Genomic DNA, 17,183 nt, shown 5'->3' with positions numbered 1-17,183 from the left:
GTTGGTTTAAAAATGATCGAGCGGGATGCATTTTGCGACTCAATTTGGTATCGCAAGATAGTTAATTTAAACAAAATCATCATGTTATGAATTGCATGAGGATTGGCACAACTATTGAAATAGCTATCTGGTCATCTCAACCATACCGGAGCAAACCAGATGAAAAGCCTGATCGCTACCCTGATTGTGAGTGCCCTGAGCCTGAACGTGATGGCCAACGAAAACCCGCGGCCCGAGCTGGAGAGTGCCCAGCTGGAGCAGGATGTGCAGAGCGAGGTGCAACAGGCATCCCACGCCGTGGTGAAGGATGCGTTGCACAATCTCAAACCGCTGGCGCTGGATACCCTGGTGGTGGAAGCGAGCCAGGCTGTGGCGACTCACCCCGAGAGCTGAGATAGCGCAGGGGGGTCTGTCCCGTATGTTGTTTGAAGAAGCTGATAAAGGCACTGTCGCTGGAGAACTCCAGCGCAGCGGCAATCCGGCTGATGGGCTCGCTTTCTGCCAGCAGCTCCATGGCACGCAACAGCCGCCACTGCTGACGCCACGCCTGATAGCTCATGCCGGTCTCCCGCATAAAGATGCGGCCAATGGTCTTGTCACTGGCACCCACCCGCTCGGCCAGCCGGTTGAGCCGATCGGGCAGGGCATCCCCCCGTTTCAACTGCTGTAGCCAGTCGCCCAGTCTGGGATCCGTCGGCAGCGGCAACTGCCACGACTCCCGCGGTGCCTGCCCCAACTCCTCCATAAACAGTGCCACCGTCCGTTGTTGCTGCTCTTGCGGTTTGTCCCACGGCCAGAGCGCCATCCGTTCGATCAGTTCGTGCAGCAGCGGATTGACCGCCAGCACTTCGACCGTGCCGGGCAACTCGGGGTGCGGCTGGAAGTAGAGGGAGCGGTAGGCCACCACACCGCGCATCAAGATCCGGTGTGAGGTGCCTGCAGGCAGCCAGGCGGCGCGGGTAGGCGGCAGCAGGCAGACCCGACCTTCCAGCTCCATGGTCATGCAGCCGGATTGGGCGAACAGCAGCTGATGGCGCTGATGTTGATGTAGGCCCGAGTCGTGCCAGCCGAGGGCGGAGGCAATGCCGATCACGCTGCCGGTCAGCTGGTCGGGGTCAAAAGGGTGATCGGGAAGAATAAAGGCCATATGTCCGATTTTTGATGTTTATAGTCCTTCTTATTGTAATCAGACAGACGGCATCTCTCTAGAATGGCGACCTCTTGTGAAGGAGGTTTGTCATGAACAACAAGTTGCCACCGCTCTGGCTGGTGGTGGGATTGATGATGTTTCCCCAAATTGTGGAGACCATCTACAGCCCGGTACTGACCCACATCGCCACCCAGTTTCAGGTGAGCGAGGGGCAGGCATCCCAGACCCTGTCGGTCTATTTTCTGGCGTTTGCGGTGGGCGTGGTCTGCTGGGGACGGCTCTGCGATCTGATTGGGCGGCGTCCCGCCATGCTGGCGGGTCTGCTCACCTATGGTGTCGGCACCCTGCTGGCGCTGCTGGCCAATCAGTTTGAAACCCTGCTGCTGGCCCGGGTTATCTCGGCCTTTGGCGCTGCGGTGGGATCCGTGGTGACCCAGACCATGCTGCGCGATAGCTATCAGGGGAGCGATCTGGCGCGGGTCTTCTCGGTGATGGGCATTGTGCTCTCACTCAGTCCGGTGCTGGGGCTGCTCAGTGGCAGTCAGCTGGCGAGCGGGTTCGGCTATCTCGGGGTGTTCAGCGGTCTGCTGATACTGGCGGTAGGCTTGCTGCTGGTGGCCTGCTGGCAACTGCCGGAAACCCGTCCGGCCACCACCCGGCAAGTCGCACTCTGGCCGCTGGCGTGCCGGATGATGAAGGATGGCGGGCTCTGGCGTAGTGCCATGCTGGTCGCTCTGTTCAACACCATGCTATTTGGTTACTACAGTCTGGCGCCGTTCCTGTTTGCCGGATTGGGATTGAGCACCGGCGAGTTTGGCTATTCGGGGATCTTGCTGGCGCTGGCGACTCTGCTCGGTAGTCTGCTCAACAAGCATCTGCTGGGGAGGGGGTGGCTGCCGTCCTCTCTGGTCAGACTGGCTTGCGCTCTGGCGCTGGTCGCCGGGCTGCTGGTCTGGGCGAGTCAGGCCGGCCTCTGGTTCCTGTTGCCCATGATGGGAATCGTGGTGGCCTTCGGGCTGGCTATCCCCAATGTGCTGAGTCAGGCGCTGCTGGCTTATCGTGAGGTAGCTGGCAGTGCTGGCGCCCTGTTCGGGCTTGGCTACTACCTGCTGCTCAGTCTGGGGTTGGCGGTGGCGGCCGGATTGCAGGATCTCGGCCTGTTGCTGAGTGGCTGCGGTCTATTGGCGCTGCTTTGCAGTGGGCGTTGTTCCACGTGAAACGTCAGTTGCCGATAAAGCGGTAGCCGATACCAGATTCGGTCTCGATAAGCGTTGGTTGCTGGGGGTTATCCCCCAGCTTTTTGCGCAGGCTGGCGATGACGATGCGCAGGTAGTGGGTGTCCTCCTTGTGGCTCGGCCCCCAGATGTCATTGAGCAGCTGGGTCTGCATCACCAGCTTGCCGGGGTGGCACACCAGCGCCTGCAACAGGGCGAACTCCTTGCGGGAGAGGGGGATCTCCTCCTCCTTCATGGTCACCTTGTGGCTGCTGATATCCAGCGTCAGGCCGCATTGGGGGAAGTGGCGCCGCTCGCCGCTGCTGACGCCAGCTCGTTGGCGCAAGAGCACGCGAATGCGAGCCATCATCTCGCCGATGCCGAACGGCTTGCTCATGTAGTCGTTGGCGCCGGCATCCAGCAGCCGCACCTTCTCCTGCTCCGAATCGCGGGCCGACAACACCAGCACCGGATTGGGGTGGTGTTCGCGAATGGCCTGCAACACCTGAATGCCATCGCCGTCAGGTAGACCGAGATCGAGGATCACCAGATCAGGGTTGAGGTGGCGATACTGCTCCAGCCCTTCATTGACCCCCACCGCCTCACTCACCTGATGCCCCTCGGCAATCAGGCTGATCCGCAGAAAGCGACGGATCGCCGCTTCATCATCTATGACCAGAATGTGCGCCATCGAACCTCCTGAGGCGAATGGTGGGAGGGGCTGAGTGACCCGATCAGGCGGTCAGCCATCAGACCTCCGGTGAATTGAGGGCGAGCGGCAGGGAGATGCGCATGCAGGTGCCGTTGCCATTGGGGCCGGAGAAAGCCCAAATCTTGCCGCCGTGGGCCTCTATCATAGCGCGGGAAATGGCGAGGCCAAGCCCGGTGCCACGGCTGCCGCAATCGCCTACCGGCTGGGTGTAGAAGAGGTTGAAGATCTTCTCCCGATCCGACTCGGCGATACCGACCCCGATATCGATGATGTCGATGATGAGATCTGGTTCGGCCACCATCACCTTGAACTCGATGGGGGTGCCTGCCGGCGAGTAGCGGGAGGCGTTGTCGAGGATATTGACCAGCACCTGCTCGATCAGGGCGCCGTGCACATAGAGCTGGGGCACATGCTGATCGAAATGGACCAGCAGCTTGTGCTGGCGCCAGGAGGAGTCGAGCCGCTTGCGGGCGCTCTCCACCAGATCCGCCAGATCGACCCAGTCCCGTTTCAGCTGGAAGTCGGGGGAGCCGATGCGGGTCATATCCAGCAGATTCTGCACATAGCTGTGCAGGCGGCGCGCCTCCTCCTGTACCGAGTGGAGCAGCTCGTTGCGATCATCGGCGGGGATCCGGTCACCATATTCCAGCAGGGTGCTGCCAGCCCCCATGATGGTCGCCAGCGGGGTCTTCAAATCGTGGGAGACCGAGGAGAGCAGGGCCGCCCGCATCCGGTCGGTCTCGGCCTGCAACTGGCTGTCGGCCAGCCGTTCGTTGAGGTCGATCCGCGCCAGTGCGGCGCGTATATCGGTGAGCAGCGCCTGCAGCTGATGTTCGGCAGAGGAGGAGAGCGGATTGGCCAGCGTTATGCCGATCACCAGATCGTCGCTGAGATGGTGATACTGGGCCTCTGCAGCATTGAGGGTGGCGGTGTGGGCCCCGGCGCTCTGCTTCTGGGCCAGACACCAGTCGATGGCCGCCTTGTCGGTCTGCCCGGGCCTGTGTTTCTCGTTGCCGAGCCGATCGTTGAACTCCTTGTCGATGACTACGGTCGGCTGGCCGAGCGCCAGCGAAATGGCCTGGGCACCTTGTCTGAGCACCTCCTCCGGGCTGCTGGCGGTGGCCAGCCCCTGACTGAGGGAGAGCAGGGCATTGCCCAGCTGCTGGGTCTCGCGCAGACCGATCAGCTGTTGCCGCTGGCGGGAGGCGAGCCGTCCCGCCGTCATGCCGACGATAAGCAGCACAAACAGGGTGAGCAGGTCGCTGTGGTTGGCGACGCTCAGGGAGAAGTAGGGGGCGGTGAAGAGTAGATTGTGGGCGATAAAGCCCAGCACAGCCGCCAGCGTGGCGGGCACCAGACTGGTGGTGAGGGCAGTCGCCAGCACCCCCAGCACGAAGATGAGCGGCAACGCTGCTGGCGGTAGCCAGTAGGAGAGTCCCCAAGCGGCGGCCGAGGTGATCCCCATGATCACCACTGCCAGCATGCTGTGGTGTATATCCTTCGGGGTCGGGACGCGCATTCCCACTTCGGGCTTCTGCTTCTCGGTATCGACCAGCGTGATCTCCAGCCCCTGTGCCTGTTTGAGCAGGTGTTGCACCAGTGAGCGGCGCCACGGCGCCTTGTGAGGTTTGCCAAGCAGCAGTTGGGAGACCTGCTGCTGCTCGGCAGTTTCCAGCAGGGTATTGGCGACAGCCGGACTGGAGAGGGTCAGCACCTTGGCACCGAGGTGGGAGGCGAGCGCCAGCGCCTGCTCCACATCGGCCGAGCGGCAGCCATTGCTGTCGACATGCACTACCAGCCAGGGAAGTTGGCGGCGCTGGGCAAAGCGGTGGCCGTAGCGCACCAGCGCCGAGCCGTGCAGGTCACCGAGGCAAACCATCAGCTTGCCCCGCAGCGGCAAGGTGCTCTTGCCCGCCGCCTGCCATTGCAGTTGCAGATCGCCCTCCACATGGCTGGCGGCAGTCTGCATCGCCAGCTCCCGCAATGCGGTGAGGTTGTTGAGGGAGAAGAAGGATTGCAACGCAGCCTTGGCCTGATGGGGCACATAGACCTTGCCCTCCTTGAGGCGGTCGAGCAGCTCCTTGGGGGGCAGGTCGATCAGCACCAGACTGTCGGCCTCCAGCAGCACCTGATCTGGCAGAGTCTCTTTCACCCTGACCCCGGTCAGCTGCCACACCAGATCGTTGAGACTCTCCAGATGCTGCACGTTGAGGGTGGTGTAGACGTCGATCCCGGCGTTGAGCAGCTCCTCTACATCCTGCCAACGCTTCTCGTGGCGGCTGCCGGGGGCGTTGCTGTGTGCCAGTTCGTCCACCACGGCGATGGCCGGTTTGCGGGCGAGCAGGCCGTCGAGATCCATCTCCTCCAGTCGCTGCTGGCGGTGCATGTGGATCTTGCGCGGCATGATGGCGAGCTTGTCGAGCAGAGCCAGGGTCTCCTGCCGGCCGTGGGTCTCCACCACGCCGATCAGGATGTCTACCCCCTCTTTGGCCTGCTCCCGCACCGCCTGCAGCATGGCGTAGGTCTTGCCCACGCCGGGAGCGGCCCCGAGAAACACCTTCAGCTTGCCCTTGTGCTCCTGTTCCAGGCTCGCCAGCAGGGCGTCGGCCCTTACCTCATCACGCATCCCCATGCTCCTGCATCAGAATCGTCAGCAGGGCATCAGCGCTTGCTACATCAGCCATTGTTATCCCTATCGAGCCAACCGCCCGTTTCGAAAATCGAGGTCATCACCAAACCGGAATGGGCGCCATCAGGCGCCCTTTTTATGATCCAGTTGCAGATTCAGCTGGAGAATGTTGACCACCTGCGGGCCAAGGATACCAGCTTGTGTGGCCGACTTGACCTGCTCCGTCAGTTGGGCGGGATCCAGTCCACGTTCTTTGGCGACGCGGTCGACCTGAGCCAGCACCGCATCCAGCGGCAGGTGGGGATCGAGGCCGGAGGCGGAGCGGGTCAGCATGGCGGGGGAGCTGGTTCCCGGCTGTGCCTTGGCGGCCTGTTCGGCGAACTCTGCCCGCAGCGGTGAGCTCATCCCCAGATTGCTGGCGCTGCCGCCTATGGTGTTGAAATCGCTGGCTGAGGGGCGGGGATGGAAGTAGTCAGCCCGCTCGAATTTCTGCCCCAGCAGGGCGCTACCGATCAGTTGCTGCTTGCTGTCGGTGAGCTGGCTGCCGTTGGCCTGCCAGGGGAACAGCAGTTGGGCCAGCCCGGTGACCGCCAGCGGATAACCCACGCCCAGCAGCAGGGTCAGGGTCAACAGGGTTCTGATTGCTATCATGATTCTCTTGCTCCAAAAGGATGGCTTGGGATGCGGGTCTGCCCCGCATCCCGGTTATGTCGTTACACCAGACCCAGGCCGGTAATGACCAGATCGATCAGCTTGATGCCAATGAAAGGCACCAGCAGACCACCGACCCCGTAGATCAACAGGTTGCGGCGCAGCAGACTGGCGGCCGAGCCTTTCAGGTCGACACCACGCAGTGCCAGCGGCACCAGCGCCACAATGATCAGGGCGTTGAAGATGATGGCCGACAGGATGGCGCTCTGCGGGCTGCCCAGCTGCATCAGGTTCAGTGCCCCCAGTTGCGGGTAGGCGGCGATGAACAGGGCTGGCAGGATGGCAAAGTACTTGGCCACGTCGTTGGCGATGGAGAAGGTGGTCAGGGCGCCGCGGGTCACCAGCAGCTGTTTGCCGACCAGCACCACGTCCAGCAGCTTGGTGGGGTTGGAGTCGAGATCCACCAGATTGCCCGCCTCCTTGGCGGCCTGGGTACCCTCGTTCATGGCCAGCCCCACGTCAGCCTGCGCCAGCGCGGGCGCATCGTTGGCACCGTCACCGCACATGGCGACCAGACGGCCATCGGCCTGCTCCTGACGGATATAGGCGAGCTTCTTCTCCGGCGTCGCTTCGGCGATGAAGTCATCCACCCCGGCTTCGGCGGCGATGGCGGCGGCGGTTTTCGGGTTGTCACCGGTGATCATCACTGTGCGGATCCCCATGTGGCGCAGGATCTGGAAGCGAGCCTTGATACCGGGCTTGATGATGTCCTTGAGGTAGACCACCCCCAGCAGTTTCTCCTGAGTGCAGACCAGCAGCGGAGTGCCACCCTGACGGGCGATGCTGTCGACTGACTTGAGCACCAGCTCAGGTACCGCCTTGCGGTCGAGGCTCAGGTAGTTCAACACTGCATCCACCGCACCCTTGCGATATTGATGACCGTTGCGATCCAGTCCGCTTAGGCGGGTCTCGGCGCTGAAAGGGATCACCTTGTCGCTCTCCAGCTGGCTCGGCTTGGCCATGCTTTTGCTGGCCAGAGTCAGGATGGATTTGCCCTCCGGGGTATTGTCACCCAGCGAGGCCAGCATGGCCGCTTGTGCCAGCAGGGCAGGGTCGACACCCGGTGCCGGGATCAACTCATCGGCCATCCGGTTGCCGAAGGTGATGGTGCCGGTCTTGTCCAGCAGCAGGGTGCGCACGTCACCGGCCGCTTCCACGGCACGGCCAGACTTGGCGATGACGTTCAGCTTCACCAGTCGATCCATGCCGGCAATACCGATGGCGGAGAGCAGGCCGCCGATGGTGGTCGGGATCAGAGTGATAAAGAGAGCGATCAGGTAGAGACGCGGGACCTGGGTGCCGTTGTAGTCGAGGAACCAGGGCAGGGTGGCGACCACCAACAGGAAGATCAGGGTCAGGCCCACCAGCAGGGCGTCGAGCGCCATCTCGTTGGGGGTCTTCTGGCGCTTGGCCCCTTCCACCAGTGCGATCATCCGGTCCAGCGTACTTTCGCCCGGATTGTTGCTGACGCGCACCCAGATCTCGTCGGAGACGACCGTCGTGTTGCCGGTCACGCCGCTGCGGTCGGTGCCCGACTCGCGGATAACGGGGGCGGATTCGCCGGTGATGGCGGCCTCGTTGACCGAGGCGATACCAGCGACCACTTCGCCGTCGGCCGGGATCATCTCGCCGCTGCGTACCAGCACCAGATCCCCCTTCATCAGGCTGGTGGCGGGTACCCACTCGCCCTGACCATCTTTGGCATTGGTCACCCGACGGGCCTTGAGCTGGCTCATGCCCGCTTTCAGGCTGTCGGCGCGAGCCTTGCCGCGCCCCTCGGCCAGGGTTTCCGCAAAGTTGGCAAACCAGAGGGTGAGCCAGAGCCAGGCAGTCAGCTGCCAGGCCAGCGAAGGGGCGACGCCGGAGAGCGGCTGCCCCAGCAGGGACTCCACCGTCGCCATGACTGCGGCCAGCCAGAGGGTGAACAGGATGGGGCTGCCAAACAGCGCCTTGGGATTGAAGCGATAGAGGGCCTCAACCATTGCCTGGATGATCTGTGATTTCTGTTTTTTGCCCTTCACCAACATGGTGTCGGTGCTCATTGCAGTGGACTTGCTCATTGGAAAGCTCCCAGCATCAGATAGTTGGCCATTGGCATCCGGATGGTGATCGACAGGGTCAGGTTCATCAGAGTGCCCCTCCGATCAGACTCAGATGTTCGGCCACAGGGCCCAGTGCCAGCACCGGCAGGAAGGAGAGGCCACCTATCAGCAGGACGGTGATGATCAGCAGGGTAACGAACAGCGGGCCGCTGATGGGGAAGTCCCCTTCGCTCGTCTCCTGACGGGGCGCGCGGGCCAGCTGACCGGCGATGGCCAGTACCGGAATGATGTAGCCGAAGCGACCGAGCAGCATGGCCAGACCGATGGCGATGCACTGCCAGTTGTCACCGGCGGCAAAACCGGCGAAAGCGGAGCCGTTGTTGCCGGCAGCCGAGGCGTAGGCGTAGATGAGGCGTGACAGACCGTGCGGGCCATCATGGCCGATGATGGTGTTGGCATCCGGCATCAGCAGGGTGACACCACCGATCACCAAAACCCCCACCGGCATGACCAGCATGCTGGCGACGACCCACTTCATTTCGGTGATGCCGAGGCGTTTGCCCAGATAGGTCGGGGTACGTCCCACCATCAGGCCGCACAGGAACACGGTCAGCAACACGAACAGCATCATGCCGTAGATACCGGAGCCGACCCCGCCGAAGATGACCTCACCCAGCAGCATGTTGATCATGCCAACCATGCCGCCGAGCGGAGTAAAGCTGTCGTGCATGGCGTTGACGGCACCGTTGGAGGCGGCAGTAGTCGCCACTTCCCAGATGCTGGAGAGCACAGGGCCGAAGCGGCTCTCCTTGCCTTCCCAGTTGCCAGCCATGTTGCTGGCGTCAGTGGTGAGCTGGGCGAGGGTGGGATCCGGTTTCAGCTCCTGAGAGAGTGAGACGAAGAGCCCTAGCACCAGCATGAGGGTCATGGCGCCGAGAATGGCGCGGCTGTGGGCCATGTCTTTCACATAGCTGCCCAGAGTAAAGACCATTGCAGCGGCGATGGTGAGCAGGGCGACCATCTCCAGCCAGTTGGAGAGGGCTGTCGGGTTCTCGAACGGATGTGCCGAGTTGATGCCGAAGAAGCCGCCGCCGTTGGAGCCCAGTTGCTTGATGGCGATCTGCGAGGCCGCCGGGCCGAGGGGCAGCAGCTGCTCCTGACCTTCCACACCGTGGAACGGCAGATAGGCTGACAGGCTTTGCGGCACCCCTTGCCATACCAGCACCAGCGCCATGATCAGCGCGATGGGCAGCAGCACATAGAGGCAGAAACGCACCAGATCCTGCCAGAAGTTGCCAAGGTTGATGGTCTGCTGGCGGGCGATGCCGCGGAACAGGGCAATGGCGACGGCTGCACCCGTCCCTGCGGAGACGAAGTTCTGGGTGGTCAGCCCAACCATCTGGCTGAAGTAGGAGAGGCTGGCCTCACCGGAATAGGCTTGCCAGTTGGTGTTGGTCATAAAGCTGACCGCGGTGTTGAATGCCAGTTGCCAGTTCAGCCCGGGCAGTTGCTGCGGGTTGAGGGGCAGCAGCCCCTGCGCCAGCAGGATCAGGAACAGCAGGCCGAAGCCTGCGCCGTTGAAGGCCAGCAGGCTGAGGGCGTAGGACTTCCAGTCCTGCTCGCGCCCGTCCGTGCCGCAGCAGGCCAGGGTGGCACGCTCAAGCGGGGCGAGCCAGCGACTCTTGCCTTCAAATACCCGATACAGGTAGTTGCCAAGCAGAGGCGCCGGCAGCAGCACCAGCAGCACGAACGCGACGGGATAGATGATCTCTTGCCACATATCCGGTTCCTCACTCATGGGTGCGCGCGAGGGCGCGCAGCAGATAACCCGCGAGGGCGAGGACCAGCAGCAGATATAGCCAATTCATAACGACTCCGTTGAGGTAATTAGCGTCAGGGATCGATGCATATCCGTGTCGATCCCATAGGTCTCATTGACGCTGAAAGGGTATGTAAAACGGGCGTAAAGGCGCCATAAAGCCCGATTTGGCTGGCGTAAAATCGGCGTAAAGAACGAGGTTTTTGCGAGGGTTCTGGTGGCGAGGCGGGATCAAAAGACCCGGCCTGAGCCGGGTTTGAACGCTGGTGGAGAAGATGACCTGATAGTGGCAGGTCAGTCTGCAACGTGCTTATCGCATTGTTACAAACTCTTCCGCGCTAGTCGGGTGGATGGCGACACAGTTGTCGAAGTCTGCCTTGGTGGCACCCATCTTCATGGCGACGCCGAAGCCTTGCAGGATCTCGTCCATGGCAAAGCCGATACCATGCAGACCGACTACCTTCTCTTCCGGGCCGACACAGACCAGCTTCATCCGGGTGGGCTGGCGATGCTGGGTCAGTGCCGAGTACATGGCGGTGAACTGGCTGCGGTAGACCTTCACCTGATCTTCGCCGTATTGGGCGATGGCTTCCGGTTCGGTCATGCCAATGGTACCTATGGGCGGGTGGCTGAACACCACGGTCGGCACCAGATCGTAGTTGAGGTGCTCGTTCGGCTTGTTGTTGAACAGCCGTTCGGAGAGGCGACGGCCCGCGGCGACAGCCACCGGGGTGAGCTGGATGCGGCCGGTGTTGTCACCCACTGCATAGATGTTGGCGACGGCGGTGTTCTGGAACTTGTCGGTCGGGATGAAACCCTGCTTGTCCAGCTCGATACCGGCTGCGGCCAGGTTGAGGTTGTCGGTAGCCGGTACCCGGCCGATGGCCCAGATCAGGCAGTCAACAGTGAGGTGGCGACCATCTTCCAGTTGCAGGGTCAGGCTGTTGTCAGCGTTCTTGAGCACGGCTTTGGGAATGGCGTGGGTGTGCAGCTTGGGCCCTTCCTGCGCCATGATTTCGACCAGAGTCTCGTGGATCATGGGGTCGAAGTTGCGTAGCGGCGCGTGCTTGCGCACCACCAGATGGGTCTCTGAGCCGAGTGCCTGCATCACGCCAGCGATCTCGACTGCGATGTAGCCAGCACCCACCACGGCAACCCGCTTGGGCTGGCTTTGCAGGTCAAAGAAACCGTCGGAGTCGATACCCAGCTCGGCACCCGGGATGGCCGGAATTTCCGGGCGGCCACCGGTAGCGATCAGGATATGATCGGCCGTGTAGTGCTCGCCATTAACCTCGATGGTGTTGCTGCTGACGAAGCGGGCGAAGCCCTTGATGACGGTGATCTGGTTCTTGCCCAGCACGTTCTGATAGGACTGGTGAATGCGGCCTATGTAGGCCTGGCGGGACTCGACCAGCTTGGCCCAGTTGAAGTGGTTGAGGGTGGTGTCAAAGCCGTAGTCGGCGCCATATTTCAGGGCATCGGCGATCTGGCCTGCATACCACATAGCCTTCTTCGGTACGCAGCCTACGTTGACGCAGGTTCCACCCAACTCTTTGGCTTCAATCAGGGCAACTTTCTTACCGTACATGGCAGCCCGGTTGGCAGAAGCAATACCGCCGCTGCCGCCGCCGATGGCGATATAGTCAAAATGCTGTGCCATTGCGAGGTTCTCCGCTCATTAAGAATGCAATCACAGCATGATGGGGATAAAGCGGCTGGCTCACAAGAGCCAGCACTCAGTTATGTTGGATCGGCAGGCGAATATGGAACTGGGCGCCCTGGCCCGGTTCGCTGGCACAGCTGATACGGCCTTTCAGCAGTTGCACCACCAGGTTGTAGATGATGTGGGTGCCCAGACCGCTGCCACCCTGACCCCGCTTGGAGGTGACGAAGGGATCGAAGATGCGCGGCAAGATTTCGGGCGGGATGCCGCGGCCATTGTCCGAATAGTCGATAAACAGCTCCTCTCCCTGCTGTTCCACCTTGATGGTGATCTTCTTCGGTTTGTCCCAGTTGTCGAACCCGTGGTTGATGGAGTTGAGGATCAGGTTCGAGTAGATCTGGGTAAAACTGCCCGGGAAGGAGAATATAGACAGCTTGGGATCGCACTGGATATCCACTTCGCACTGGCTCTTCTTCAGTTTGTGGCCAAGCGAGACCACCACCTGATGGAGGTTGTCGGCGAGGCTGAAGTTGTAGCGTGCTTCCGATGACTGGTCGACCGCCACCTGCTTGAAGCTGGCAATCAGCTCGGAGGCGCGCCGCAGGTTGCTCTGCAGCAGCTGCATCGACTCGTCGAGGTTGACGGTGAACTCGTTGAGATAGGAACGCGACAGCTGTTTTGACTCTATATGAGATTTGAAATCGGCAACCCGTTCCTGCAGGTAGGAGGAGGCGGTCACACTGATGCCGATTGGGGTATTGATCTCGTGTGCCACCCCGGCCACCAGCGAGCCGAGGGAGGCCATCTTCTCCGACTCCACCAGGGTTTGCTGGGCCTGTTTCAGGTCGTCGTACGCCTTGCCCAGCTGGTTGTTGGCTTCACTCAGGCTGCGGGTACGTTCCACCACTTTTCCTTCCAGCTGCTCATTGAGCTGGATAATCTCCCGCTCGACCTTTTTCAGTTGGGTGATGTCGTAGCCGAACCCGATCTGGTACTTGAGGTTCGGCCCTTCATAGAAGGGTACGAAGGTCCACTGCAGCACCAGCTCGTGGGCCTGCTGGTCATGCATGATGACCTCTTTGTCTGCCAGTGACCCCTCTTCGTTCAGGATATTGTTCAGCTCTTCCCGCTGGGTCGGGCTGACGAAGAGATCCAGCCAGTTGTGCTGGAGCAGCTCCTGTTGGTGATAACCGGTCAGCAGGATGGCTGCCGGATTGATGCTGGCGATGGTGAGATCCGGCTCCATACAGCAGATGACCATGTTGGCCGAGTTGATCAGGGTGGCGGAGAAATCCCGCTCCTGTTGCAGTTGTTCCACCGCCTGATGACGAGCGACCAGCTCGTCACGTAGCCGTGTGCGCATCTGGTTGAGGGTGGAGACCAGGGTATCCAGTTCGTCGGGTTTCTTGCGTGGTTGCGGACGCCCCTCCAGCACCAGCTCCATGTCGAGCCGATCGAGGTTGAACTTCTGGGCGTAGTTGGCGATGCGGTTGATGTGTCTGACCACCAGATAGTAAATGATGATCAGGATACAAAATGAGACCACCAGGGTCTTGATGGTCTGGCTGACCATGATCAGCACTGACTTCTCAATCAGACGCTGGTAAATCTGCTCCAGCGACGCGGCGACAAACAGCTTGCCGACAATTTCCCCCTGATAGGTGAGATTGAACTCCTGGGAGATGTCATAGCTTTCCCGTTCCACTCCCTGGGTCAACAGTGGCACTTCGGAGTTGCCGAGCATCTCCTTGACCATCACAAACTGCATGTTGGGCAGGTTCATGATCCCTTCGATCTGCACTTTGACCTGCTCCTCATCGAGGTTCCACAAGCTGGCGGCAATAGGTTGCAAAAAGGAGGCTTCGATCTGGCCGATGCTGTCTTCGATGACGGCGACATCCTTGCGGTAATCCCAGGCGAGTTGCAGCACCGTAATGATCATCGCCAATACGGTACTACACACCAGAATATAGGAGAGCAGGCGGTATGAGAGTCCGTTGCGGCCTACGGCCTCGGCGGTCTTGGAGATGAGTCCTGACATGGCGTCCTTGCGGTCTGGATGTTGTGTTTTTTAGTTTAACTGCTTCATGCACTTATGTCGTCTTTCCTGCGAACCATAAAAAAGGCCCCGTATCGGGGCCTTGGCAAGTGATTGATGATCAGTGTCCGCCGTTTGCCTTGGGCGGAATGGTTTCATCGAATACCGGCAAGGGTTTGTGCTCGGAAGCCAGATAGGTGTAGATCACCGGCAGTACGAACAGGGTGAACAGGGTACCGATGGCAAGGCCTGCCACGATGACGATACCGATGCTGAACCGTTGTGCTGCACCGGCGCCTGCGGCGTAGAGCAGCGGGATCAGACCGGCAATCATGGCGGCGGTGGTCATCAGGATCGGACGCAGACGCACCTTGGCGGCTTGCATCACGGCTTCCATCCGGTTCATGCCGCGCAGCAGCTGCTCTTCCTTCGCTACTTCACAGATCAGGATGCCGTGCTTGGTAATCAGACCCACCAGGGTGATGAGGCCCACCTGGGAGTAGATGTTCATGGTCGCCAGTCCCCAAGCCAAGGCAATCAAGGCCCCGCTGATGGCGAGCGGTACAGAGACCATGATGACCAGCGGGTCACGCACCGACTCGAACTGGATCGCCAGCACCAGGAAGATGATCGCCAGTGCCAGCGCGAAGGTGGCATAGAGCGCATTGCCTTCGGTGACGAACTGACGGGCTTCACCCATGAAGTCGTAACGATAGCCTTGCGGCAGCTTCTCGTCGGCGGTGGTCTGGAACCAGTTGATCGCATCACCCATGGCCACACCCGGAGCCGGAACGGCACCGATAGTGGCGGAGTTCAGCTGGTTGAAGTGGGGCAGGGCGCGGGGCTCGCCAACCACTTCAATGGTGATCAGGCTGCCGAGCGGGATCGACTTGCCATCTGCGGCCCGCACGTAGTAGCCCTTGATGGACTCCGGATTGAGACGGTATTTGCGCTCGACCTGCGGGATCACCTCGTAGGAGCGGCCATCCAGGTCGATACGGTTGACGTAACCGTCCGCCATCATGGTGCCCATGGTGATACCGATATCCTGCATGGTGATGCCGTAGGCACCCGCCTTGTCCTTGTCGATGCGGATCTTCATGGTGGCGGAGTCGTAGTTCAGATCGAGATCCGAATAGACGAACTGACCGTTACTCTGCGCCGCGGCCAGAATTTCACCGGCCACCAGGAACAGGCTTTCGAAGCTGTTCGGGGTGGTGATGACGAACTGGATCGGCAGACCACTCGATGCTCCCGGCAGTTCCGGGAACTGGAAGGTGGTGATGGCCATACCCGGGATGTCTTTCACCAGATTGGCGACCCGATCCAGCACCTCTTTCTGGCTCGCTTCACGCTGACTCCAGGGCACCATGGAGGCGATACCGAACGCCTGGTTGGCGTTGAACACCCCTGAGAAGACCTGGGAGAAGGCGATCTCGGGCTGCTCGTCCAGGATCTTGTTCACATCCGCCATGGTGTTTTCGATGTAGTCCAGGTTGGCGTTGGACGGTGCGGTACCCAGCACGGCCATTACCCCCTTGTCCTCTGACGGTGCCAGTTCGCTCGGGATGAACTTGAACAGCAACGGCAGGCTGGCGAACACGATGACGGCGAACACCACGATGACGGGGCGCTTTTTCATCACGGCGTGCAGCATGCTGTCGTAGCGATCGGTCATCCGTTCCAGCAGGTGGTGGACCGTGCTCTCGAATTTGCCCGGCTGCTCGTTGGCCTTGAGCATCTTGGAACACATCATCGGTGACAGGGTCAGGGCGATGATGCCCGAGACGAACACGGCGCCAGCCAGGGTCAGGGCAAACTCCTTGAACAGGGAGCCGGTGATGCCCCCCATCAGGGCGATAGGCGCGTATACCGCAGCCAGGGTAACCGTCATGGCGATGACCGGCACCGCAATTTCACGGGTACCGATAATGGCGGCCCGGAACGGCTCTTCACCTTCTTTGATATGGCGGTCGACGTTCTCCAGCACCACGATGGCGTCATCCACCACCAGACCGATCGCCAGCACCATCGCCAGCAGGGTCATCAGGTTTATCGAGAAGCCGAACATATCCATCATCATCACCACGCCGATAAGACTGAGCGGAATGGTGATGATCGGGATGATGACCGCGCGGAACGAGCCGAGGAACAGGGTGATGACCACCAGAACGATGGCGGCTGCCTCCAGGATGGTCTTGATAACCTCGTGGATGGACTCGTTGATCGCCACGGTGGAGTCATACATCACGTTGAGACGCATGGTGCTCGGCATATTGCGCTCAAGGCTCGGCAGCAGTGCCAGCACATCGCGGGCGATATTGATGGGGTTGGCTGTCGGGGCGGCGTTGACCGCCATGACCACGGCTTCGCGACCATTGGCGCTGGCACGATAGACATCGTGACTCTTCTCGAGGGTTACCTTGGCGATGTCCGCCAGACGGATCACCTTGCCGTCGCGGGTGGCCACCACCAGTCGCTTCAGCTCGTCGACATCCTTGACCTGGGTCTCGGCATTGCCATTGAACAGGGTGAAGTAACCGGTCGCCTGACCTGTCGCGGACTGATAGTTGTTGCTGTTGAGCACCGTCATCACGTCGCTGGCAGTCAGGTTGAAGGCCGCCATCTTGGCCGGATCCAGCCATACCCGCAGGGCAAACTCGACACCGCCGTAGAGGTCAACCTTGGAGACCCCGCCGACAGTAAAGAGCTGTGGCTTGATAACCCGCTCCAGATAGTCGGTGATCTGGCTGGAGTTGAGCTCCGGGCTGGTAAAGCCGAGGTAGAGCACCGCCGTGGTTGAACCAGTGGAGGAGGTGACCGAGGGGTCTTCCGCCTCTTTCGGCAACTGAGAGCGCACCGAGTTCACCTTCGCCAGTATATCGGACAGCGCGGCGTTGGGGTCGGTATTGAGCTTCATGTATGCAGTGATGGTGGAGCTACCCAGCTGGCTGGAGGAGGTCATGAAGTCGATGTTGTCGGCTTGCGCGACCGCCTGTTCCAGCGGCTGGGTGATGAACCCCTGGATCAGATCAGAACTGGCGCCATAGTAGCCAGTGCTGACGGTGATCACCGTGTTGGTCACCTCGGGGTATTCCCGTACCTGCATCTTGAAGATGGCCTGAAAGCCCAGCAAGGCGATCAGGAAGCTGAGCGAGATCGCCAGCACAGGCCGTTTTATAAATATGTCAGTAAATCGCATCGC

11 protein-coding genes are annotated in these 17,183 nt (G+C 60.8%); 2 read left to right on the top strand and 9 right to left on the bottom strand.

Annotated elements, in window-relative coordinates; genetic code table 11:
- Positions 1–159: 159 nt before the first annotated feature.
- Positions 160–393 (top strand): hypothetical protein, encoded by a 234-nt coding sequence (locus I6L35_RS06020; RefSeq protein ID WP_216979794.1) that lies wholly within the window; start codon positions 160–162, stop codon positions 391–393.
- Here I6L35_RS06020 and I6L35_RS06015 read toward each other — a convergent pair.
- The gene (locus tag I6L35_RS06015) at positions 323–1,147 is read right to left on the bottom strand and encodes a helix-turn-helix domain-containing protein (protein ID WP_216979793.1); all 825 of its coding nucleotides are present in this window, start codon (positions 1,145–1,147) and stop codon (positions 323–325) included. The genes I6L35_RS06020 and I6L35_RS06015 overlap by 71 nt on opposite strands.
- Positions 1,148–1,239: 92 nt before the next feature.
- Between I6L35_RS06015 and I6L35_RS06010 the strand changes: the two genes are divergently transcribed.
- Positions 1,240–2,367, top strand: coding sequence for a multidrug effflux MFS transporter (locus tag I6L35_RS06010; RefSeq protein ID WP_216979792.1), 1,128 nt, complete (start codon positions 1,240–1,242; stop codon positions 2,365–2,367).
- 4 nt (positions 2,368–2,371) lie between these two features.
- On the opposite strand, the gene I6L35_RS06005 is transcribed toward I6L35_RS06010, so the two are convergent.
- The 8 genes from I6L35_RS06005 to I6L35_RS05970 form a co-directional block, all read right to left on the bottom strand.
- Entirely contained in the window at positions 2,372–3,055 is a 684-nt protein-coding gene (locus I6L35_RS06005; RefSeq protein WP_005355774.1) for a response regulator, read from the bottom strand.
- A gap of 58 nt (positions 3,056–3,113) precedes the next feature.
- Complete coding sequence (locus I6L35_RS06000) at positions 3,114–5,702, bottom strand: sensor histidine kinase KdpD (protein WP_216979791.1); 2,589 nt, start codon at positions 5,700–5,702, stop codon at positions 3,114–3,116.
- A gap of 126 nt (positions 5,703–5,828) precedes the next feature.
- Positions 5,829–6,356 (bottom strand): potassium-transporting ATPase subunit C, encoded by a 528-nt coding sequence (locus I6L35_RS05995; protein ID WP_005355772.1) that lies wholly within the window; start codon positions 6,354–6,356, stop codon positions 5,829–5,831.
- A gap of 62 nt (positions 6,357–6,418) precedes the next feature.
- On the bottom strand, positions 6,419–8,476 hold the full coding sequence (gene kdpB / locus I6L35_RS05990) for a potassium-transporting ATPase subunit KdpB (protein ID WP_216979790.1): 2,058 nt from the start codon (positions 8,474–8,476) through the stop codon (positions 6,419–6,421).
- Between the two features lie 67 nt (positions 8,477–8,543).
- Positions 8,544–10,238, bottom strand: a complete 1,695-nt coding sequence (kdpA, locus tag I6L35_RS05985) for a potassium-transporting ATPase subunit KdpA (protein ID WP_216979789.1) — start codon at positions 10,236–10,238, stop codon at positions 8,544–8,546.
- 349 nt (positions 10,239–10,587) lie between these two features.
- A complete protein-coding gene (gene gorA / locus I6L35_RS05980; protein ID WP_216979788.1) occupies positions 10,588–11,937 on the bottom strand; it encodes a glutathione-disulfide reductase in 1,350 nt (449 codons plus the stop codon).
- Positions 11,938–12,013: 76 nt separating this feature from the next.
- Positions 12,014–13,981: an ATP-binding protein gene (locus I6L35_RS05975; RefSeq protein WP_216952540.1), complete on the bottom strand. Its 1,968-nt coding sequence runs from the start codon at positions 13,979–13,981 to the stop codon at positions 12,014–12,016.
- Positions 13,982–14,099: 118 nt separating this feature from the next.
- Positions 14,100–17,180: a multidrug efflux RND transporter permease subunit gene (locus I6L35_RS05970; RefSeq protein ID WP_216952542.1), complete on the bottom strand. Its 3,081-nt coding sequence runs from the start codon at positions 17,178–17,180 to the stop codon at positions 14,100–14,102.
- Positions 17,181–17,183 lie beyond the last annotated feature (3 nt).

The organism is Aeromonas sp. FDAARGOS 1405 (assembly GCF_019048265.1).
In the GTDB taxonomy this organism is placed as follows: Bacteria; Pseudomonadota; Gammaproteobacteria; order Enterobacterales; family Aeromonadaceae; genus Aeromonas; species Aeromonas veronii_A.
This window is presented reverse-complemented; position numbering and strand designations above follow the sequence as displayed.